Source organism: Aureimonas altamirensis, from assembly GCF_023702225.1.
Lineage (GTDB): Bacteria > Pseudomonadota > Alphaproteobacteria > Rhizobiales > Rhizobiaceae > Aureimonas > Aureimonas altamirensis_B.
Genome location: NZ_JAMQCO010000003.1, coordinates 100,736 through 119,329, shown reverse-complemented (window position 1 = coordinate 119,329; position 18,594 = coordinate 100,736). Strand labels below are relative to the sequence as shown.

20 protein-coding genes are annotated in these 18,594 nt (G+C 67.0%); 14 read left to right on the top strand and 6 right to left on the bottom strand.

Features of this window, described 5'->3' with window-relative positions; translation table 11 throughout:
- Nucleotide 1 precedes the first annotated feature (1 nt).
- From NDN16_RS05760 to NDN16_RS05745, 4 genes are all read left to right on the top strand, one after another.
- Nucleotides 2-751, top strand: a complete 750-nt coding sequence (locus tag NDN16_RS05760; protein WP_060603054.1) for a F0F1 ATP synthase subunit A — start codon at nucleotides 2-4, stop codon at nucleotides 749-751.
- A 161-nt stretch (nucleotides 752-912) separates the two neighbouring features.
- Entirely contained in the window at nucleotides 913-1,137 is a 225-nt protein-coding gene (locus NDN16_RS05755) for a F0F1 ATP synthase subunit C (RefSeq protein WP_039189151.1), read from the top strand.
- 79 nt (nucleotides 1,138-1,216) lie between these two features.
- Nucleotides 1,217-1,828 (top strand): F0F1 ATP synthase subunit B, encoded by a 612-nt coding sequence (locus NDN16_RS05750; protein WP_251112680.1) that lies wholly within the window; start codon nucleotides 1,217-1,219, stop codon nucleotides 1,826-1,828.
- A 13-nt stretch (nucleotides 1,829-1,841) separates the two neighbouring features.
- On the top strand, nucleotides 1,842-2,324 hold the full coding sequence (locus NDN16_RS05745; protein WP_251112679.1) for a F0F1 ATP synthase subunit B family protein: 483 nt from the start codon (nucleotides 1,842-1,844) through the stop codon (nucleotides 2,322-2,324).
- A 92-nt stretch (nucleotides 2,325-2,416) separates the two neighbouring features.
- Here NDN16_RS05745 and NDN16_RS05740 read toward each other — a convergent pair whose 3' ends face one another.
- Together NDN16_RS05740 and NDN16_RS05735 are read right to left on the bottom strand one after the other, a co-directional pair.
- The gene (locus NDN16_RS05740) at nucleotides 2,417-3,082 is read right to left on the bottom strand and encodes a ribonuclease HII (RefSeq protein ID WP_251112678.1); all 666 of its coding nucleotides are present in this window, start codon (nucleotides 3,080-3,082) and stop codon (nucleotides 2,417-2,419) included.
- A 67-nt stretch (nucleotides 3,083-3,149) separates the two neighbouring features.
- Nucleotides 3,150-4,304 carry a PA0069 family radical SAM protein gene (locus tag NDN16_RS05735; RefSeq protein WP_251112677.1) on the bottom strand — a complete coding sequence of 385 codons (1,155 nt, stop codon included), beginning with the start codon at nucleotides 4,302-4,304 and terminating at the stop codon, nucleotides 3,150-3,152.
- 147 nt (nucleotides 4,305-4,451) lie between these two features.
- Here NDN16_RS05735 and NDN16_RS05730 point away from each other — a divergent pair, with 147 nt between their 5' ends.
- Entirely contained in the window at nucleotides 4,452-4,985 is a 534-nt protein-coding gene (locus NDN16_RS05730) for a glycosyl transferase family 2 (protein ID WP_251112676.1), read from the top strand.
- A gap of 7 nt (nucleotides 4,986-4,992) precedes the next feature.
- Here NDN16_RS05730 and moaB read toward each other — a convergent pair whose 3' ends face one another.
- The 4 genes from moaB to NDN16_RS05710 all read right to left on the bottom strand — a co-directional run bounded on the left by moaB (nucleotide 4,993) and on the right by NDN16_RS05710 (nucleotide 9,398).
- On the bottom strand, nucleotides 4,993-5,541 hold the full coding sequence (moaB, locus tag NDN16_RS05725) for a molybdenum cofactor biosynthesis protein B (RefSeq protein ID WP_251112675.1): 549 nt from the start codon (nucleotides 5,539-5,541) through the stop codon (nucleotides 4,993-4,995).
- Entirely contained in the window at nucleotides 5,538-6,437 is a 900-nt protein-coding gene (locus NDN16_RS05720; RefSeq protein WP_251112674.1) for a 4-(cytidine 5'-diphospho)-2-C-methyl-D-erythritol kinase, read from the bottom strand. Before NDN16_RS05720 ends, moaB begins: the two co-directional genes overlap by 4 nt.
- Before the next feature lie 4 nt (nucleotides 6,438-6,441).
- Entirely contained in the window at nucleotides 6,442-8,238 is a 1,797-nt protein-coding gene (locus NDN16_RS05715) for a tetratricopeptide repeat protein (RefSeq protein WP_251112673.1), read from the bottom strand.
- A gap of 146 nt (nucleotides 8,239-8,384) precedes the next feature.
- Nucleotides 8,385-9,398 (bottom strand): polyprenyl synthetase family protein, encoded by a 1,014-nt coding sequence (locus NDN16_RS05710; protein WP_251112672.1) that lies wholly within the window; start codon nucleotides 9,396-9,398, stop codon nucleotides 8,385-8,387.
- Nucleotides 9,399-9,548: 150 nt separating this feature from the next.
- On the opposite strand from NDN16_RS05710, the gene NDN16_RS05705 reads away from it, so the two are divergent.
- The 9 genes from NDN16_RS05705 to NDN16_RS05665 all read left to right on the top strand — a co-directional run bounded on the left by NDN16_RS05705 (nucleotide 9,549) and on the right by NDN16_RS05665 (nucleotide 18,579).
- Entirely contained in the window at nucleotides 9,549-9,767 is a 219-nt protein-coding gene (locus tag NDN16_RS05705) for a DUF2007 domain-containing protein (RefSeq protein WP_251112671.1), read from the top strand.
- On the top strand, nucleotides 9,754-10,530 hold the full coding sequence (locus tag NDN16_RS05700) for a tRNA1(Val) (adenine(37)-N6)-methyltransferase (protein WP_251112670.1): 777 nt from the start codon (nucleotides 9,754-9,756) through the stop codon (nucleotides 10,528-10,530). Before NDN16_RS05705 ends, NDN16_RS05700 begins: the two co-directional genes overlap by 14 nt.
- A gap of 72 nt (nucleotides 10,531-10,602) precedes the next feature.
- Nucleotides 10,603-11,454 carry a S49 family peptidase gene (locus NDN16_RS05695; RefSeq protein ID WP_251112669.1) on the top strand — a complete coding sequence of 284 codons (852 nt, stop codon included), beginning with the start codon at nucleotides 10,603-10,605 and terminating at the stop codon, nucleotides 11,452-11,454.
- Nucleotides 11,455-11,540: 86 nt separating this feature from the next.
- A complete protein-coding gene (locus NDN16_RS05690) occupies nucleotides 11,541-11,723 on the top strand; it encodes a hypothetical protein (protein WP_251112668.1) in 183 nt (60 codons plus the stop codon).
- 79 nt (nucleotides 11,724-11,802) lie between these two features.
- Nucleotides 11,803-12,744 (top strand): glycine--tRNA ligase subunit alpha, encoded by a 942-nt coding sequence (locus NDN16_RS05685; protein ID WP_251112667.1) that lies wholly within the window; start codon nucleotides 11,803-11,805, stop codon nucleotides 12,742-12,744.
- 75 nt (nucleotides 12,745-12,819) lie between these two features.
- Nucleotides 12,820-13,707, top strand: coding sequence for a KPN_02809 family neutral zinc metallopeptidase (gene ypfJ, locus NDN16_RS05680; protein WP_251112666.1), 888 nt, complete (start codon nucleotides 12,820-12,822; stop codon nucleotides 13,705-13,707).
- Nucleotides 13,708-13,773: 66 nt separating this feature from the next.
- Nucleotides 13,774-15,903 carry a glycine--tRNA ligase subunit beta gene (glyS, locus tag NDN16_RS05675; RefSeq protein ID WP_251112665.1) on the top strand — a complete coding sequence of 710 codons (2,130 nt, stop codon included), beginning with the start codon at nucleotides 13,774-13,776 and terminating at the stop codon, nucleotides 15,901-15,903.
- A gap of 204 nt (nucleotides 15,904-16,107) precedes the next feature.
- Nucleotides 16,108-17,550, top strand: a complete 1,443-nt coding sequence (locus NDN16_RS21060) for a glycoside hydrolase family 25 protein (RefSeq protein ID WP_353050194.1) — start codon at nucleotides 16,108-16,110, stop codon at nucleotides 17,548-17,550.
- A gap of 69 nt (nucleotides 17,551-17,619) precedes the next feature.
- Entirely contained in the window at nucleotides 17,620-18,579 is a 960-nt protein-coding gene (locus tag NDN16_RS05665) for an L-threonylcarbamoyladenylate synthase (RefSeq protein WP_251112664.1), read from the top strand.
- Nucleotides 18,580-18,594: the final 15 nt, after the last annotated feature.

Here is an 18,594-nt window from a genome sequence, read left to right as displayed (position 1 = left end):
CTTGGCGAACGATCCGCTTCATCAATTCGTGATTTCTCGGCTCGTGCCGATCGAAATCGGCGGCCTCGATCTTTCCTTCACCAATTCGTCGCTGTTCATGGCGGTCACGGTGGTTGCCGCTTCCGGTTTCCTCTGGGTCGCCACCAGCGGCCGGGGCCAGATACCGACGCGGACCCAGTCGGTCGCCGAGATGGCCTATGAGTTCATCGCCAATATGTTGCGGGATTCGGCTGGTGCCAAGGGCATGGTCTTCTTCCCGTTGGTGTTCTCTCTCTTCATGTTCGTGCTGGTGGCCAACCTGCTCGGAATGTTCCCCTATTTCTTCACAGTCACCAGCCACCTCATCGTAACCTTCGGGCTGGCGATGCTGGTGATCGGTACCGTGGTCGCCTACGGCATCGCCAAGCACGGCCTGTCCTGGTTCAAGGTCTTCGTTCCGTCGGGCGTGCCCGCGGCGGTCGTGCCCTTCGTGGTGGTCATCGAGGTCATCTCCTTCCTGTCCCGGCCGATCTCGCTGTCGATTCGTCTTTTCGCGAACCTGCTTTCGGGCCACATCGCGCTCAAGGTCTTCGCCGGCTTCGTCGTCTCGCTCGGCTCGCTCGGCGCGATCGGCATTGCAGGCGCCATCCTGCCGCTCCTGATGACGATGGGCCTGACGGCCTTCGAATTCCTGGTCGCCTTCCTGCAGGCCTATGTGTTCGCGGTGCTGACCTGCATGTATCTCAACGACGCGGTGCATCCGCATCACTGAGGTTGATCGTCTTCACATGATCGCGATGATCAGGTTGAGGAAACTTTGAGAATACGGACCATCCGGCGGTTCACCTGGAGCTTCGGATGGTCTAGAACCCCTTCGACTTTCGCGGCCTTGGCCGCGGATTCTTCCCGCACGATCCAAAACAGGAGTTTCACATGGACGCGGAAGCCGCTCGCTACATCGGTGCTGGTCTCGCTTGCTTCGGCATGGCCGGAACGGCGCTTGCACTCGGCAACATCTTCTCGAGCTTCCTTTCGGGCGCTCTTCGCAACCCGTCGGCTGCCGACGGCCAGTTCGGCCGCCTCGTGTTCGGCTTTGCCGTGACGGAAGCGCTGGGCATCTTCTCGCTCCTCGTCGCTCTTCTCCTCCTCTTCGTCTAAGTTCAGTCTGAACGAGGATTGTGCTTCCGGCCGCCTTGTACAATCGAGGCGGCCGGCCTTGTATAGACCGGGGTGAGAGATGTTCATCAGCCAAGCCCATGCGCAGGTCCAGGACCATTCGACGGGCAACGCTCCGCTAGAGCCTGGAGCCGTTCCGCCGACGCCGGAAGCCGAGTTCCTGGAAGGCCACGAGGTGCATGAAAGCGCCGGCTTTCCGCCGCTCGAGACAGAGTTCTTCGCCTCGCAGATCCTGTGGCTGGCGATCTCCTTCGGCATTCTTTATCTCATCCTGTCGCGCACCATCGTGCCGCGCCTTGCCGGCATCATCGAAGGCCGCCGCGATCGGATCGCCGCCGACCTCGAGGCCGCGGAGCGCATGCGCACCGACGCCGACGAGGCGCAGGCCGCCTACGAGCAGGAACTGGCGGAGGCGCGCGAACGTGCCCATGCCATCGGCCATACGGCCCGTGACGAAGCGCGCCAGAGCGCCGAGAGCGAGCGCCGCCGCAACGAGGCGGAGCTGGAGGCGAAGCTGGATGCCGCCCAGGCGCGGATCGCCGATATCAAGGCCAGGGCGCTCGCCGATGTCGGCGCCATCGCCGAGGACGCCGCAGAGGCTATCCTGACCGAACTGACGGGCAAGGACGTCTCGCGCGAGGATGTCGCGAACGCCGTCCGTGAATCGCGCTAAGGAGGGCTGACCAATGGCATTCGACGCAAGTTTCTTCGCACTCGTCGCCCTTATCCTGTTCTTCGTGCTGTTGTGGTACGTGAACACGCATCGCACCATCGCCAAGTCGCTGGATGATCGCGCGGCCCGGATCCAGGCCGAGATCGACGAAGCCCGCGAACTCAAGGAAGAGGCCAAGCAGCAGCTTGCCGAGTATCAGCGCCGCCGCCGCGAGGCGGAAGCCGAGGCCAAGGACATCGTCGCCGCCGCAAAGCGCGAAGCCGATGCGATCGTGGCCGAGGCGCGCACCAAGACGGAAGAGTATGTGACGCGCCGTACGGCGGCTGCGGAGCAGAAGATCTCTCAGGCAGAGGCCGATGCCATCGCCGAGGTTCGCGCTTCGGCCGTCAACATCGCAGTGTCCGCGGCAGAGCGGATCATCCGCGACAACGATCTCGGCTCCGATACGCGCCTGACGGAAAGCTCCATCGAGGAAGTGCGCCGCCGTCTCAACTAGAGCGTTTTCCGGCACCGCCGGACAGGGATCGGAAAGGGCGGGGCTTCGGCTCCGCCCTTTTTCGTGCGCTCCAGGCTGAATGTCGATTCAGCCTAGAACAGGACGGGCTCGTCCTGCCGGATCGGCCGGAAGCTCATGCGGTGGTAGAGGCACGGACCGTGATCGCGCAGGGCGCCGAGATGGGTGGGGGTCGCGTAACCCATGTGGCGGCTGAAGCCATAGGCCGGAAACGCCGCACATAGCCGCTTCATCATGCTGTCCCTCGTGACCTTGGCGACGATGGACGCCGCTGCGATCGACAGGGAGCGCGCGTCGCCGCCTATCACGGCCGTGCCGCGCAGGGCAAAGCTCGGCGGTACGTCCCGTCCGTCGACCAGCACGTGGCAGGCGGGCGCCGGCAGCCCGTCGAAGGCGCGGCGCATGGCAAGCAGCGTCGCCTGCCGGATGTTTATGCGGTCTATCTCGGCCGCGCTGGACGATGCGACGCAGACGGTGGCGAAGCGCACGATCTCGGTAAAGAGGCGCTCGCGCTCGGCCATGTCGAGCTGCTTGGAATCGTTGAGACCGTCAGGGATGTTGGCCGGATCCAGTATGACGGCCGCGGCCACGACGGGCCCCGCAAGGGGGCCGCGCCCGGCCTCGTCCACGCCGGCCACGCAGCGCGCCCCGCGCGCCAGGCGCTCTTCCTCGATCGTGAAATCCGGACGTGCGGCAACGGCCTTGGATTGGAGCGGAGAATCGGTCTTGCGATATGCCATCGGGGTAGCAATCCCGCAAAAGCCGATCCTCCGCAAGCCTCCCTCGGGGGAGGGGAGGCAACCGTGATCAGAGAAGCGAAAGCTGCACTCCGTTGCCGCGCGGCGGCACGAACAGGTCGGTGCGCAGCACCGTGCGGCTTTCGTTCAGGTCCAGGCGACGTGCGGCCAACTCGAAGCGGCGGCGGATCTGCATGGCATAGGGGCCGGTGCCCCGCATGCGCTTTCCCCACTCCGCGTCGTAGTCCTTGCCGTCGCGCATCGAACGCATCAGCGACAGGACATGGCGGTAGCGATCCGGATAATGGCGCAGCAGCCAGTCCTTGAAGAGAGGGGATACCTCCAGCGGCAGTCGTAGCAGTACGTAGCCGGCCTCGCGCGCGCCGGCCGCATGAGCCGCGTCCAGCAGGCGCTCGATCTCGGAATCGGTCAGGCCCGGCACGATGGGCGCCGTCATGACCATGGCGGGGATGCCGGCCTCGCTCAGTTGCCGGACCGCGTCCAGCCGCCGCGCCGGAGTGGCGGCGCGGGGCTCCATCGTGCGGGCGAGTGTCCTGTCCAGGGTCGTGACCGACAAAGCCACCTTGGCGAGGCCCTTGGCGGCCATGCGCGACAGGATGTCGATATCGCGCGTGACCAAAGCCGACTTGGTGACGATGCCGACCGGATGGTTGGCGGCCTCCAGCACCTCCAGGATCTCGCGCATGATGCCCATCTTCTTTTCGATGGGCTGGTAGGGATCCGTGTTCGTTCCGATGGCGATGGACCGGACCTCGTAGCCGGGCTTCGACAACTCGGCCTCCAGCAGGGAGGCGGCATTGGGCTTGGCGAACAGGCGCGACTCGAAGTCGAGGCCGGGGGACATGCCCATATAGGCGTGCGTCGGCCGCGCGAAGCAGTAGATGCAGCCATGCTCGCAGCCACGATAGGGATTGATGGAGCGGTCGAAGGAAATGTCGGGAGACGCGTTGCGGGTGATGATCGTCTTCGGACGCTCGACCTGGACTTCCGTCTTGAAGGGCGGCAGCTCTTCCAGCGAGTTCCAGCCATCGTCGAAGCTTGCGCGCGAGAAGGGCTCGAACCGGCCCGTCGGATTGACGCCCGCGCCCCGGCCGCGTCGACGCTCGACACCGACGCGCACGCCGGATTGCTGGACGAGATGCTCCGCCATGTCCACGCCGCCAGGGCCGAAAGCCGCCTTGTCTGCCACCCCGATCTGCTGCATGGCCGTTCTCCGTTTCCGTCATCCAGAGATAGGCCTCCGGAGAGAACAAATCAAGAACAGGATGCGAGGACGGTCGGCATGCCGAAGCCCGCAACGCGGTGATTTCCCTTCCGTCGCGGAATGTTCTATCGGTGTGACATGTTGTCCGTGCTGATTGAAGCTCGTGAAGAGCCCGTCCTGATCGCGTCCACGCTCGCCTCCCTCGTCCCCGGTGCGGTCGAAGGGCTGGTCGGCGACGTGGTGCTGATCGACGAAGGCATGGGCCCGGAGGCCCGCCGCGTAGCGGACCATGCCGGTTGCCGTATCCGGCAAGAGCCGCTTCTGGCCTGTATCGCCGCCGCCAAGGGAGACTGGATCCTGTTCATCGAGGCGGGGGCGCGTCCGACCCCCGGCTGGGTGGACGAGATATCGGGTTTTCTTGCGGATGCTGCCGAAGGCCGCGCGCGAGCCCGGGCGGCGCGTTTTCGCGTGGCACGTCAGGACAGGCCGTTTCTATGGGCGGGGCTGACGTTTCGACGGTCCCTGATGGCTGGGGGGCTTGTCGCCCGCAAATCCGATGCGATGGCCGCCGTGACGCCGGATCGCGGAATGGCCGGGCTGGTTCGCACTCTCCGCCCGATGGTGCTTTCCGCCGACATGCGGCCGAGGCCGCCGGATGGCGAGCCGCAACGCCGTAGGTAGCCGGCGCTTAGGCCGAGCGCCCACCCCGGCGCAGGTGCTCGTCCAGCCGAGGCATGATCTCCACGAAATTGCATGGCCTGTGCCGGTAGTCGAGTTGCGCCGCCAGGATACCGTCCCATGCGTCCCGGCAGGCTCCGGGAGAGCCGGGAAGCGCGAACAGGAAGGTGGTTCCGGCCAGTCCCGCAACGGCGCGCGACTGGATGGTGGAGACACCGATCTTCTGCATCGAGATCTGGTGGAAGACGACGGAGAACCCGTCCATCCGCTTGTCGAAGAGCGGCTCGACCGCTTCGGGCGTGACGTCGCGCCCGGTAAATCCGGTGCCGCCCGTCGTGATCACCACGTCGACGGCGGGGTCGCCCACCAATTCCCGGACGCGGGTGCGGATGGCCTCGATGTCGTCCGGTACGACGCCGCGGGCGGCAAGGCGATGGCCGGCGGCTTCCAGCCGCTCCTGCAGCGTATCGCCCGAGCGGTCGTCGGCAAGCGTGCGGGTGTCCGAGATCGTCAACACGGCGATGGACAGCGGGATGAACGGGCGCTCGGGCGTTGTCATGCGGCCTTCCTGTCGTGCGTCGGGCTTGTATTGGTGGCGCACACCCACCAGCCGGGATGGGCGGCGGCCATGGCGCCGGCGGCACGTTGCGCCTGCGATGCATCCTCGAACAGGCCGTAGCACGTGGCGCCGGAGCCGGACATGGCCGAATGCGCCGCGCCCGCCGCCTGCAAGGCGTGAAGGCAGGTGGCGATGACCGGCTCCAGGCGCATGGCCGGCGCCGCCAGGTCGTTGCGGCACAGAGCAAGGTAAGCGACGACGCTTTCGACGGTCTCGAAACCCTGTCCCGGACGATCGGGCAGGGGGCCATTTTCCGCTTTCGGCAGCGCCCTGAAGATGGCGGGGGTGGAGACCGCTATGCCGGGATTGGCCAGCACCATCGGCAAGGCGGGAAATTGCGGCAGGGGCGACAATGCCTCGCCGATGCCGCGCGCGACGAGCGCCCGTCCGTCGAGGCACATGGGCACGTCGGCACCGAGGTCGAGCGCCGCGCGGGCAAGGTCTTGCCGCGCCGCCTGGGGCATGCCCGGCGACAGTGCCCTTAGAACCGCCGCCGCGTCGGCGGAACCGCCGCCGATGCCGGAGGCGATCGGCAGGTTCTTTTCGAGCTGGATGGAGAGAGGGCCGATCGCGTGACCGTGCGCTTCGCCCACCTGGCGCGCCAGTGCCAGCGCGCGAGCGACCATGTTGTCGTGCCCCTTCAGACCGTGACCGAACGGCCCCGACAGATGGAGGGCATCGTCGTCGGCGGGTGTGAGGGTGAGGCGGTCGCCAGCGTCGGCGAAGGCAACGAGACTGTCCAGAAGGTGATAGCCGTCGGCGCGCCTGCCGACGACGTGGAGCGCAAGGTTTATCTTGGCATGGGCCGTTGCAGTCTTGGCCGCACCCGCTGCCATGGCGTCAGTTCGGCTTGGCGTCTTCGGCGGCTTCCGGCGTCCCAGGCGTATCGACGGAGGCGCGGTCGCCGGGGTTGGAGCGCGGAGCATGGTTCAATTCCGGATCGTCCGCGACACTGGGAAGGCCGTTTTCGAGCTTCTGTTCGATCTTGGCCACGAGGTCTTCCTCCGGGGCCGGATTGCCGTCCAGCGCGCGCTGCCACTGGAAACGGGCCTCGCGCTCGCGGCCGACGCGCCAGTAGGCGTCGCCGAGATGGTCGTTGATGGTCGGGTCGGCGGGCGTGATCAGGACGGCGCGTTCCAGTTGCTCGACCGCATCATCGAACCGCTCGAGACGATAATAGGCCCAGCCGAGCGAATCGATGATGTACCCGTCGTTCGGACGCAGTTCGACGGCCTTGCGGATGAGATCCAGCCCTTCGTCCAGATTGCGATTCATGTCGACCCAGGAATAGCCGAGATAGTTCAGCACCTGTGGCTGGTCGGGCGAAAGCTCCAGCGCCTTGCGGAAGTTAGGCTCCGCCTTGTCCCATTCCTGGAGGCGCTCATAGGCGATGCCGCGCTGGTAGTAGATGTTCCAGTTCTGCGGTCCGTTTTCCGGGGCAAGCTCCACGGCCTTCTCCAGAACCTCGGCGGCGCGGCCGTAGTTCTTGCCGGCGGTCAGGACGTCGGCGAAGGCCAGATGCGCCTGCAGGTCGTCCGGATAAGTGTCGATTGCCGATTCCAGGACGGTGGTCGCCTCGTCCTTCCGGTCGGCGAACCAGAGGTCCAGCCCCTTCTGCAACGTGGCGGTGCGCCGATAGGGCGAATCGTCCGGAATGCGGTCGTAATAGGCGATGGCCTGGTCCACGCGCTCGCCCTGCTCGGCGACGCCGGCCAGCGCGGTGACGAGCTTGTCCGGGGCGGCTTCGCTGACCGCATCCGCCAGCTGGAAATAAAGCAGGGCGACATCGCGCCCGTCGCCCCGGTTGATCGCCTGCCCGAGCGTGTAGAGCACCTCGGCCGCGCCCTGCTGGGGCGTCTGGACGGCAGGGGCCACGGTTTCCCCTGCGTCGAGCTGGCGCTCGAGAAACAGGATCGGATCGTAGGTCGGCGCGACCTGAAGCCCGTAGGCAAGGGCCTCTTCGGCGGCATCCTTGTTGCCGGCCTGCATTTCAAGCCGCGCCAGCGTTTCGACCGCGGCCAGATAGGCATCGGGCGATGTCTGCACGGAGGCCCTGTCGTCCAGCAGCACCTTCAGGACGCGGCGGGCCTCGTCGGGCTGGCCGGCCTGCATGAAGATCAGGCCCTTCTGGTACAGGTTGAAGATGGCGAACCAGGGTGGCCCGGAAATCTCGTCCAGCCGCTGGATGGCGGCGGCGGGATCGCCCTTGCCGGCATCCGCCCAGGCCGAAAGCTGGCCGAGCAGCAGCGTGTCGAGCTCGCTCGAATCGGGCAGATCCAGATTCTCCACCGCCGCGTCGAAGGCCCCCGTGCGCAGCGCATCCATGCCCAGCGCGATCCGTGCGACCTTTCCGGCATCGTCGTCGTCGCGCAGCTTGGCGGCCAGCTCGACGCCGCGATCGAAGCGGCCGTCGGCGAGGAAGGTGAACATGGCCTCGCGCTGAAGGGGCAGCGACGAGGGATCGATGGTAAGCGCCTTTTCATAATAGTCGCTGGCGACCCCGAGCGCGCCCGCGGCCTGCGCGGACTTCGCGGCGAGGTAGGCGCCCGAAAGCGACTGGACGTTGACCTCGGGCAGGCTGCGGACCAGCCTCATGTCGTCCTGCGTCGAGGCGGCGAAGGCCGGATGGAGAAACATGGTAAAACTCGCGAGTGCCGTGGCGAGTGCGAATTTCCGGGTACCGTATTTCTGCACGTGTCACGCCCCCTGGAGCATCGATCCGAAAGAATGAGAATTGGTCCGGTGCAATGTCCGGAACCAGCATGACGTTTTTGGGGCCGAGATCAATTGATCCTGTCGATGCAGAAATCGACCACGTCGGCCAGGGCGCCGCGCACCGGCGACGCCGGCAGGCCCGACAGCGCGTCCAGCGCTTCGGCGCCATAGCGCCGGGCCCGCTCTTTCGTTTCCTCGAGCGCGCCATGCTTCTGCATCAGGGCCATGGCCTGCGCCAGCGCCTCGTCGTCGTTGCGGCCGTCTTCCATGGCGGCGCGCCAGAATGCGCGCTCGGCCTCGTCGGCGCGGGCATGGGCGAAGATGACGGGCAGGGTTATCTTGCCCTCGCGGAAATCGTCCCCGACATTCTTGCCCAGCGCATCCGCGGACCCGCCATAGTCGAGCACGTCGTCGACGAGCTGGAAGGCGAGGCCCAGCGCCATGCCGTAGCGGCGCATGGCGGCGATGTCGGCCTCGGACGCTTGCGCGATGACCGGGCCGACCTCAGCCGCCGCGGCAAACAGAGCCGCCGTCTTGGCCTCGATCACGGCAAGGTAGTCGGCCTCGCCGGTGGACATCTTCTTGGCGGCGGACAGTTGCCAGACCTCGCCCTCGGCGATCACGGCGGAGGCGTTCGACAGGATGGCGAGCGCGCGCATGGAGCCCACTTCGACCATCATCTTGAACGCCTGACCCAGCAGGAAATCCCCCACCAGCACGCTGGCCTGGTTGCCCCAGATCATTCGCGCGGTGCGACGCCCGCGCCGCATGTCGCTTTCATCCACCACATCGTCATGCAGCAGCGTCGCCGTGTGCAGGAACTCGACGCTGGCCGCCAGCCTGACATGTCCGTCGCCGCGATAGCCGAAGGCCTGCGCCGCTGCCAGCGTCAGCATGGGGCGCAGGCGCTTGCCGCCCGACGAGATCAGGTGGTCGGCGATCTCGGGGATCAGCTCGACGTTGGAACCGGCCATGGAAAGGATCAGCGCATTCACGCGGTCCATATCGGACCTCGTCAGGTCCAGTATGGCCTCGATGGATGGCCGCGGCGAAAGCGCGCTGACGGAATTTGCAAGGCTCACGATGTCACTCCGTTCGACACGCCGGGAATAAACTTCGGCGCGGCCAGCGGCAAGGTGTTAGATGACGCTCGCGCGGCCAAATGAAAGCGTTTTGCCCGATTACCATGCTCCGCCTTGCGACAGGCGCCCGATTCGTGCCGAGATGCCATCATGCTGGAACTCATCCGATCCAACGACGCCGTCCTCATATCCTTTGTGGAATCCCTTCTCAAGGAAGCCGGCATCGGCCACTTCATCGCGGACTCGCACATGAGCATCCTCGATGGTTCGATCGGTGCGCTGCCGCGCCGGATGATGGTGGATGCCGACGCGGTGGAATCCGCGCGCACGCTGCTCCGGGAGGCCGGGCTCGGCCATGAGCTGTCCTGAGCCATCGCTGTCGCACGACGCCTTCTGGCGCGGCGCCTTCCACCTGGTGCAGCCGCGCAAGGGAGCGTACCGCTCGGGGCTGGATGCGCTTCTGGTGGCGTCCGGCGTCGCCGCGGGCGCCACTGGCCGCGCTCTGGACATGGGCGCCGGGTCGGGCGCCATCGGCCTTGCAGCGGCGAGCCGCGCCCCGGCGCTGCGCGTCGTGCTGGCGGAGAAGACCGCCGAGATGGCGTCCTGCGCGCGGGCGGGGCTGGCGCTGGACGGAAACTCCGGGCTGGCGGCCCGCGTTTCCATCGTCGAGGCGGACCTTTTGGCGCCGCGCGCCGCGCGCGAGGCGGCAGGGCTGGGCGACGGCAGCTTCGACCATGTGCTGACCAATCCGCCCTTTTATCCGCATGGGCATCGCGCCTCGCCATCGCCGCTGCGCCGCGAGGCGCTGTCCATGCCGGACGGCGCGTTCCTGGCGCGGTGGCTTCACGTCGCGGCGGCCCTGTCGCGCCACGGCGCCTGCTTTCTGTGCATCGCGCCGCCCGCCTGCCTGCCGGCCTTGTTGTCCGCGATGGACGGGCGCTTCGGTGCAACGGGGCTCCTGCCGGTGCATGCGCGGGCGGGCCGACCGGCGACGCGGCTGCTGGTCGCTGCCCGCCGCGGCTCCCGCGCGCCGCTGCGGCTGCTGCCGGCGCTGAATCTCGCCGATGCCGACGGCACGGCCACGGCCGAGGCGGAGTCCCTGGCGCACGGAACGCTTCACCTTGACTTGTAGGCTCTTGGCGGACCGGGGGGCGCGCGCCTATCTGTGTTCGCGACACGATCCTGACGAGAAGAGTGATTCCGGGTGGCCAAGGGCTTGCAGCGTTTCCTTCCCAAGCGTTTCCGCAAACAGCGCACCGTCGTGCCGGTTGTCCGGCTGATGGGCACGATCGCCGCCGAAAACGGCGGCATCGGGCGCAAGGCCCTGTCGATGGCCAATGTGGAGCCGCTGCTGGACAAGGCATTCGAGATCAAGGATGCGCCGGTCGTCGCTATCGAGGTCAATTCGCCCGGCGGCTCTCCCGTGCAGTCGCGGCTCATCTGCCGCCGCATCCGCGAACTGGCCGGGAAGCACGATCGCAAGGTGCTGGTGTTCTGCGAGGATGTCGCGGCCTCCGGCGGCTACATGATCGCCTGCGCCGGCGACGAGATCTTCGCCGATCCTTCGAGCATCGTGGGCTCCATCGGCGTTGTCTCGGGCGGCTTCGGCTTCGTCGACCTGATCCGTCGCATCGGCGTGGAGCGGCGCCTCTATACGGCCGGCCGCAACAAGGCGACGCTGGACCCGTTCTCGCCGGAAAAGCCGGAAGACGTGAAGCATCTGAAATCCCTGCAGCTCGACGTCCACGAGACCTTCATCGAACTCGTCCGCGAGCGGCGCGCCGGCCGCCTGAAGGAAGACGAGCCGGAGCTGTTCTCGGGCCAGTTCTGGTCGGCCCGGCGCGGGATCGAGCTGGGGCTCGTCGACAGGTTCGGCACCTTGCACGAGGTGCTGGCCGAACGCTTCGGCCCCGATGTCGAGCTGGAGCGCATCCAGCCCAGGCGCGGCCTCCTGGGAGGGCGTATCGGCTTCGGTGCGGAAGCGGCCGGTGCGGCCGTCGAACGGCTGGCAGCCGTGGCGGAAGAGCGTGCGCTGTGGGCGCGCTACGGCCTGTAGGCGGTAAATCGCGGCGCCGCCTTGCTTTCGCTCCGGTTGCGCGCAAGATACCTCGAGAAAGGGCCCTTCAAGATATGGAAAGCCTTATGCCGCCGCTCATACTACTCGGTCTTCTCGGTGCAGCCGCCTATCTGGGCGTGCAGCAGATGAAGAAGGAAGCGACGCGCGTCACCGCGCGCAACCGCCGCGCCGAGATGGAGGCGCGCAACAAGGCGCAGGGCACGCTGGTGCGCGGCGACGACGGGGTCTACCGGCTGGAGCGGGATTGACCGGGCACGTTCGCCCATGGCAACTGACGCAGCCGTGGCGGGGCCTGCCCGCCGGTCGTGTCCGAGAGCCTGTAGCATCATGTCCGAACTTGCCCCGCATATGCGCCCCGAGCGGTCCTTTCAGGGCCTGATCCTCGCGCTTCATCGCTATTGGGCCGATTACGGCTGCGTCGTGCTGCAGCCCTACGACATGGAAGTCGGCGCCGGCACCTTCCACCCGGCCACGACGCTGAGGGCGCTTGGGCCGAAAAGCTGGAACGCCGCCTATGTCCAGCCCTCGCGCCGCCCCAAGGACGGGCGCTACGGGGAAAACCCCAATCGCCTGCAGCATTATTACCAGTACCAGGTGCTGCTGAAGCCCAACCCGTCCAATCTGCAGGAATTGTATCTCGGATCGCTGCGCGCCATCGGCCTCGACCCGCTGACGCACGATATCCGCTTCGTGGAGGACGACTGGGAAAGCCCGACGCTGGGTGCCTGGGGCCTCGGCTGGGAATGCTGGTGCGACGGCATGGAGGTATCGCAGTTCACCTATTTCCAGCAGGTCTGCGGCATCGAATGCGCCCCGGTGGCGGGCGAGCTGACCTACGGGCTGGAGCGGCTGGCCATGTATGTCCAGAACGTGGACAATGTCTACGACCTGAACTTCAATGGCCGCGAGGGCGCGGAAAAGGTCACCTATGGCGACGTCTTCCTGCAGGCCGAGCAGGAATATTCCCGCTACAATTTCGAGTTCGCCAACACGGCTATGCTGTTGAAGCATTTCGAGGATGCCGAGGCCGAGTGCGCCGCGCTGCTGGCGGCCGGCGCCCCGGATGCACCCGGTATGCTGCATCGCTGCGTGCTGCCGGCCTACGACCAGGCGATCAAGGCCAGCCACGTCTTCAACCTTCTCGACGCGCGCGGCGTCATCTCGGTCACCGAGCGGCAGAGTTACATCCTGCGGGTACGCACGCTGGCCAAGGCCTGCGGCGAAGCCTTCCTGCTGACGGATGCCGGCGGCGCTGTCGCGACCGCCTGACAAGGCGCATAAACAACTGGTGATTATTTCGCGATCTGCCCTATCCTGCATTGCGTGAAGCGGTGGAGGGTTCCCATGCAGTGGAAGGGTCGCAGGCAGAGCACCAACGTGTCGGACCAGCGCGGGTCGGGGGGCGGCTTCGGCGGCGGCGGTCCCATGCGGATTCCGGTTCGCGCGGGCGGCGGCGGCGGGATCGGCCTTCTCATCATCATAGCCATCCTGTGGCTGGGCTTCGGTATCAACCCCCTTGCGCTGCTGGGCATGGACCAGGGCGGCGGAAGCGGGCAGAGCCAGGTGGCACGCGGGCCCGGGCCGCAGGGCACCGCGGACGAGACGGACGACTTCGTCGCAACGGTGCTGGCCGATACCGAAGACGTCTGGAACCGCCGTTTCGCCGATTCGGGCGAAACCTACCCGGAGCCGACGCTGGTGATGTTTTCCGGCAGCGTCTCCTCCGCCTGCGGCCAGGCGGCCGCGGCTATGGGCCCCTTCTACTGTCCGCTCGACCAGAAGGTGTATATCGACCTGTCCTTCTTCCGGCAGCTCGCCGGCCAGCTCAACTCTCCCGGCGATTTCGCACAGGCCTACGTGATCGCGCACGAAGTCGGCCATCACGTGCAGAACGTGACGGGCATCCTGCCGCGCACCACGGAAATGCGTCGGCAGATGTCGCAGGCCGACGCCAATTCGGTGTCGGTGCTGGTGGAGTTGCAGGCCGATTGCTACGCCGGCATCTGGGCGCACGATACCTATCAGGCGGGATATCTCGAGCCCGGAGACATCGACGAGGCGCTCAATGCCGCCTCGCAGATCGGCGACGATACGCTGCAGCGTCGCAGCCAAGCCACGGTCGTGCCGGACAGCTTCACCCACGGCACGTCGGCGCAGCGGCAGCAATGGTTCAAGCGCGGCTACGAAAGCGGCGACATGGCCACCTGCGATACCTTCCAGGGACGGCTGTAGCGGCCTTGACAGGCCGGGCATGGTGTCGGAAGGAGCCGGGCGAAGTCCCAACGCCGGAACCAGACCATGCCAGACCTGCTTCTAGAACTCCGTTCGGAGGAGATCCCCGCCCGCATGCAGCGCAAGGCGGCGGGCGACCTGAAGAAGCTCGTCACGGAGGCGCTCGTCGCCGCCGGCCTGACCTATGAGGGCGCCCGCGAATACTGGACGCCGCGGCGCCTGACACTGGACATCCGGGGGGTGGACGCGCGTTCGCGCGACGTGCGTGAAGAGCGCAAGGGGCCGCGCACCGATGCGCCGGAAAAGGCGATTGAGGGGTTCCTGCGCGGGGCGGGCCTCGTTTCCATCGGCGAGGCCGAGGTGCGTTCCGACGGCAAGAAGGGCGAATTCTACGTCGCCGTCATCCAGAAGCCGGGCCGCCCGGCGGAGGAGATCCTGGCCGAAGTGATGCCTGGCATCATCCGCGATTTCCCATGGCCGAAATCCATGCGCTGGGGCGCCGCCTCGCGGGAGCCGGGCAGCCTGCGCTGGGTGCGGCCGCTGCAATCCATCATCTGCCTGTTCGGGCCGGAGCAGGGCGAGACGGTGGTGGTGCCCTTCGAGGTATCGGGCATCCGGTCCGGCAACGAGACGGTCGGCCATCGCTTCCATGCGCCCGAGCCATTTGCCGTCCGCCGTTTCGAGGATTATGCCCACAAGCTCGAGAAGGCGCATGTGGTGCTGGACGCCGAACGGCGGAAGGACATCATCCGCACCGATGCCGAGACGCTCGCCTTCGCGCAGGGGCTGGATGTCGTCGCGGACGATGGGCTGCTGGAAGAGGTCAGCGGCCTCGTGGAATGGCCCGTCGTGCTGATGGGCGAATTCGACGAGGCCTTTCTCGCCATTCCGGCCGAGATGATCCAGCTTACCATCCGAACCAACCAGAAATGCTTCGTCACCCGCCGCCGCGGACAGGATGGCCTGGCCAACCGCTTCCTGCTCGTCGCCAATATCGAGGCCGCCGATGGCGGACGCGAGATCATGCGCGGCAACGGCAAGGTGGTGCGCGCCCGTCTTTCCGACGCCCTCTACTTCTGGCGCACCGACCAGGGCGATCTGCCGGATGTCGCATCCTATGCCGGTATCGCCGACGATTTCGGGCTGGACCTCGCCCGCCCGCTGGACCAGCGTATGGCCAAGCTGGAAGCGCTCGGCGTTACCTTCCACGCCAGGCTGGGCACGCAAGGCCAGCGCGTCCGCCGCATCGCCGATCTTGCGGCGGTGCTGGCGCCGATCGTCGGCGCCGACCCGGCGCAGGCGCGCCGCGCCGCCGTTCTGGCCAAGGCGGATCTGACGACGGAAGCCGTCGGCGAGTTTCCCGAGTTGCAGGGCCTGATGGGCCGTAAATATGCGGGGCTGCAAGGCGAAACAGCTTCCGTGCAGGCCGCCCTGGAGGATCATTACAAGCCGCTCGGCCCGACGGACCGCGTTCCGGCCGATGCGGTGGCGATCGCCGTCGCGCTGGCCGACAAGCTGGATACGCTGGCGGGCTTCTGGTCCATCGACGAAAAGCCGACCGGCTCGAAGGATCCCTATGCGCTGCGGCGTGCGGCGCTCGGGGTGATCCGCATCCTCATCGACAACGCGATCCGCCTGCCGCTCGGCCAGTTCGTGCCGGCGGGCGACCTGATCACCTTCTTCCACGACAGGCTCAAGGTGCAGCTGCGCGACAGCGGGGCCCGGCACGACCTCGTCGATGCCGTGCTGTCGAGCGAGGGCGAAGGCGGACGCAACGACGATATCGTGGATATCGCGGCCCGTGTCGCCGCGCTCGGACAGCTTCTCGATACGGAAGACGGCCGCAACCTGCTGGCCGCCTATCGCCGCGCGGCCAATATCCTTGCGGCGGAAGAAAAGAAGGGCACTGCGGTGGCCGCGGCCGTCGATCCCGCCCGTTTCGAACAGGCGGAAGAGCAGGCGTTGCTGATGGCGATCGGCGATGCGGAAGGCCGGCTGTCCGATGCGCTGGGCGCAGAGGATTACGGTGCGGCGGCGGCGGCGCTGGCGACCCTTCGCGCACCGGCCGACGCCTTCTTCGACAAGGTGCTGGTGAATGCCGACGATGCCGCCATCCGCGCCAATCGCCTGGCGCTCCTGGCCCGCATCCGGCAGGCCACGACGCGCGTTGCCGACTTCTCGCGCATCGCGGGATGACGCATCCGTTACAATGCGGCCGTCCGCAGCAAGGATTCATTAAGGAAAAAAATACGTTTGTGCCCGTATCCTGCCGCCAACTTGCCTGATTGCACTGGTACAAGGGCTTGAAATAGCGGCAGAAAGTGCCGCGAAAGGCAATGTTGCGGATATCGATGCGGTCGCCTGGCTGCGCGCCTGGCGACGATTGAGGGGGCATACCGAATGCGAAAGCCGGCTGCGGCGCTCAAGGCCGCAATGCACTGGACTGCCGCCCTGGCGGCGAGCCTCGTGGTCATTGCCGCGACGCCGGCTTCCGCCGCATGGAACCAGCCCTGGAAGAACGAGGATCGCGCCCTCGTCATCGACGCCTACGAATTCAACCCCATCGATTGGGTCGAGCTGACCTCAGACGAGCGCATCGCCGGCTTCATCAACAAGGCGTCGGACGGGCTACCGCCATCCTGGTCGTGCCGTGGCCTGTCGGGCGACGACGAAAAGCTGTGCAAGAACCGCTGGTGGAAGTACTCCGTCACGCGCGAATTGTACCAGACCCGCCGCGCCATGGCGAAGCAGCTTGGCCTCAAATGGGGCGCCTACCATCTGGCGCGGCCGGGCAACCCGCGCGAGCAGGCCGATCATTTCCTCGATTTCGCCGAGCCGGCGGAGGACGATCTGATCGCCCTCGACATCGAGGATATTTCGCCGGAATGGATGTCGCTTGCCGACGCGGAGATCTTCGCGGACCAGATCAAGCTGCGCACCGGCCGCTACCCCGTCCTGTATACGAACGGCAATACCGCAGCCTATATCGACAAGAACCAGAAGGCCTATCCGCTGCTGTCGCGGCTGCCGCTCTGGTATGCGCGCTACCGCGACGACATCACCGGCCTGTTCCCCGAAAATACCTGGCCCGATTACGCGTTGTGGCAATTCTCGTCCATGCATAACTGCTCGGAGCGCTCCTGCCCCTACCGTGTTCAGGGCGCGCAGACGGATATCGACGTCAACGTCTCGCCGCTGTCGGTCGCCGACCTCAAGAAGGCCTGGCCATTCCCCGATCTCGTCCGCGATCTTCCGGCGGACGAGGGAACCCTGATGGCGGAGGCGGCTGGCCCGTCGCCGATGCTCAACGCCTTCGGGCCTTCGGGCGACGTCGCGCGGCGCGATCCGCTGGCCCTCCTGACGGAAGTCGCCCGGCGCGAGCATGCCGGACAGGACCGCCAGCCGATCCTGTCTTCCCTGACCGGTTCGCCCCGAACCGACCCGGATATGCCGGGCGACAGGCATGGCGGCCCGGTCGACGCCATGGCCCAGTCGTTCCAGAAGCTCGGGGCCAAGATGCAACGTGTGTGGGCCGTCCTGGCCGACGACGATGCGGATGCCGTGCCCATGCGCGGGCAGTACCGCCATCCGGTCGCGACGCCCGTCGGCGACGTTGCCCCGCGCATTCCGGCCGAGGCCCGCTCCTTCATCATAGAGCAGATGCGGAAGGTGCAGGACGCGCCGGAAAAGAAGGCCGGTATCGTCGATGGCGCCGCCGCCGTCGCGGCGCTGGTCGATGGCGACACCGAGCGTGGCGGCCGCCTGACCGGGGCCGCGGTGGCCGTTCAGGCCCTTGCCACGGCGGGCGGGCGCGTGGCCGACGCCTTCGACCTGACGCGCTGAGCGCGCGCTGCATCTTTCCTTTGCCCGCCGCTTCGCGATAGATGCTCGCGGTGAAACCGGCAGGGGCACATGACGGGCCGCATCCTCGACAGTTCGGAAGACAGCATGGCGCAGGCGGTTGCCTGCCTGGCCGATGGCGGGCTCGTGGCCCTTCCGACGGAAACCGTATACGGCCTTGCGGCCGACGCGACGTCGGGCCGGGCCGTCGCCCGTATCTACGAGGCCAAGGGCCGCCCTTCCTTCAACCCGCTGATCGGGCATGTCTCGAGCATGGAGATGGCGCGGCGCTTCGCACGGTTCGAGCCGCTGGCGCTGGCGCTTGCCGAACGCTTCTGGCCGGGGCCGCTGACCCTGGTGCTGCCGCTCGCCGAAGGGTCGCCCGTGCATCCCCTGGTGACTGCCGGACTGCCGACGCTTGCTCTGCGCATGCCGCGCGGCCCCATGGCCGAGATCGTGCACAGGCTGGGGCGCCCCCTTGCAGCGCCCAGCGCCAACCGCTCGGGCAAGGTTTCGCCGACGACCGCCAGGCATGTCGCGCGCAGCCTCGCCGGCCGCGTCGACTTGATCCTCGATGCCGGCCCGGCCGCGGTCGGGCTCGAATCGACGATCCTCAAACCCGATAACGGGGCCCTGTATCTGCTGCGCCCCGGCGGCTTGACCGTCGAGGCGGTGACGGAGGCCCTCGGCGTGCCGGTCGTATCGGGGCAAGGCGAAGGCATCGAGGCGCCGGGCCAGATGCAATCGCACTACGCGCCCTCCGGAGCGGTGCGCCTCAACGCGTCCCATGTGGACCCCGGCGAGCACCTGATCGCCTTCGGCGACGAGGCTATCGCAGGGGCGGCCGCCGCCGCGAGCGTCTTCAATCTCAGCCGGGGCGGCGATCTCGCCGAGGCCGCCAGCAACCTTTTCGCTGCATTGGCGGCGCTCGACCGTCCGGACATCACGCGGATCGCCGTCGCTCCGATACCGGAGCGTGGACTTGGGCTTGCCATCAACGACAGGCTTCGTCGCGCTGCTGCCCCGCGATAAGGAGGAACAGACATG

Coding starts and splice junctions, on each gene's coding strand:
- NDN16_RS05755 (WP_039189151.1), top strand. CDS start 913: ATGGACGCGGAAGCCGCTCGCTACATCGGTGCTGGTCTCGCTTGCTTC.
- NDN16_RS05750 (WP_251112680.1), top strand. CDS start 1,217: ATGTTCATCAGCCAAGCCCATGCGCAGGTCCAGGACCATTCGACGGGC.
- NDN16_RS05745 (WP_251112679.1), top strand. CDS start 1,842: ATGGCATTCGACGCAAGTTTCTTCGCACTCGTCGCCCTTATCCTGTTC.
- NDN16_RS05740 (WP_251112678.1), bottom strand. CDS start 3,082: ATGGCATATCGCAAGACCGATTCTCCGCTCCAATCCAAGGCCGTTGCC.
- NDN16_RS05735 (WP_251112677.1), bottom strand. CDS start 4,304: ATGCAGCAGATCGGGGTGGCAGACAAGGCGGCTTTCGGCCCTGGCGGC.
- moaB (WP_251112675.1), bottom strand. CDS start 5,541: ATGACAACGCCCGAGCGCCCGTTCATCCCGCTGTCCATCGCCGTGTTG.
- NDN16_RS05720 (WP_251112674.1), bottom strand. CDS start 6,437: ATGGCAGCGGGTGCGGCCAAGACTGCAACGGCCCATGCCAAGATAAAC.
- NDN16_RS05715 (WP_251112673.1), bottom strand. CDS start 8,238: ATGTTTCTCCATCCGGCCTTCGCCGCCTCGACGCAGGACGACATGAGG.
- NDN16_RS05705 (WP_251112671.1), top strand. CDS start 9,549: ATGCTGGAACTCATCCGATCCAACGACGCCGTCCTCATATCCTTTGTG.
- NDN16_RS05700 (WP_251112670.1), top strand. CDS start 9,754: ATGAGCTGTCCTGAGCCATCGCTGTCGCACGACGCCTTCTGGCGCGGC.
- NDN16_RS05690 (WP_251112668.1), top strand. CDS start 11,541: ATGCCGCCGCTCATACTACTCGGTCTTCTCGGTGCAGCCGCCTATCTG.
- NDN16_RS05685 (WP_251112667.1), top strand. CDS start 11,803: ATGTCCGAACTTGCCCCGCATATGCGCCCCGAGCGGTCCTTTCAGGGC.
- ypfJ (WP_251112666.1), top strand. CDS start 12,820: ATGCAGTGGAAGGGTCGCAGGCAGAGCACCAACGTGTCGGACCAGCGC.
- glyS (WP_251112665.1), top strand. CDS start 13,774: ATGCCAGACCTGCTTCTAGAACTCCGTTCGGAGGAGATCCCCGCCCGC.
- NDN16_RS21060 (WP_353050194.1), top strand. CDS start 16,108: ATGCGAAAGCCGGCTGCGGCGCTCAAGGCCGCAATGCACTGGACTGCC.
- NDN16_RS05665 (WP_251112664.1), top strand. CDS start 17,620: ATGACGGGCCGCATCCTCGACAGTTCGGAAGACAGCATGGCGCAGGCG.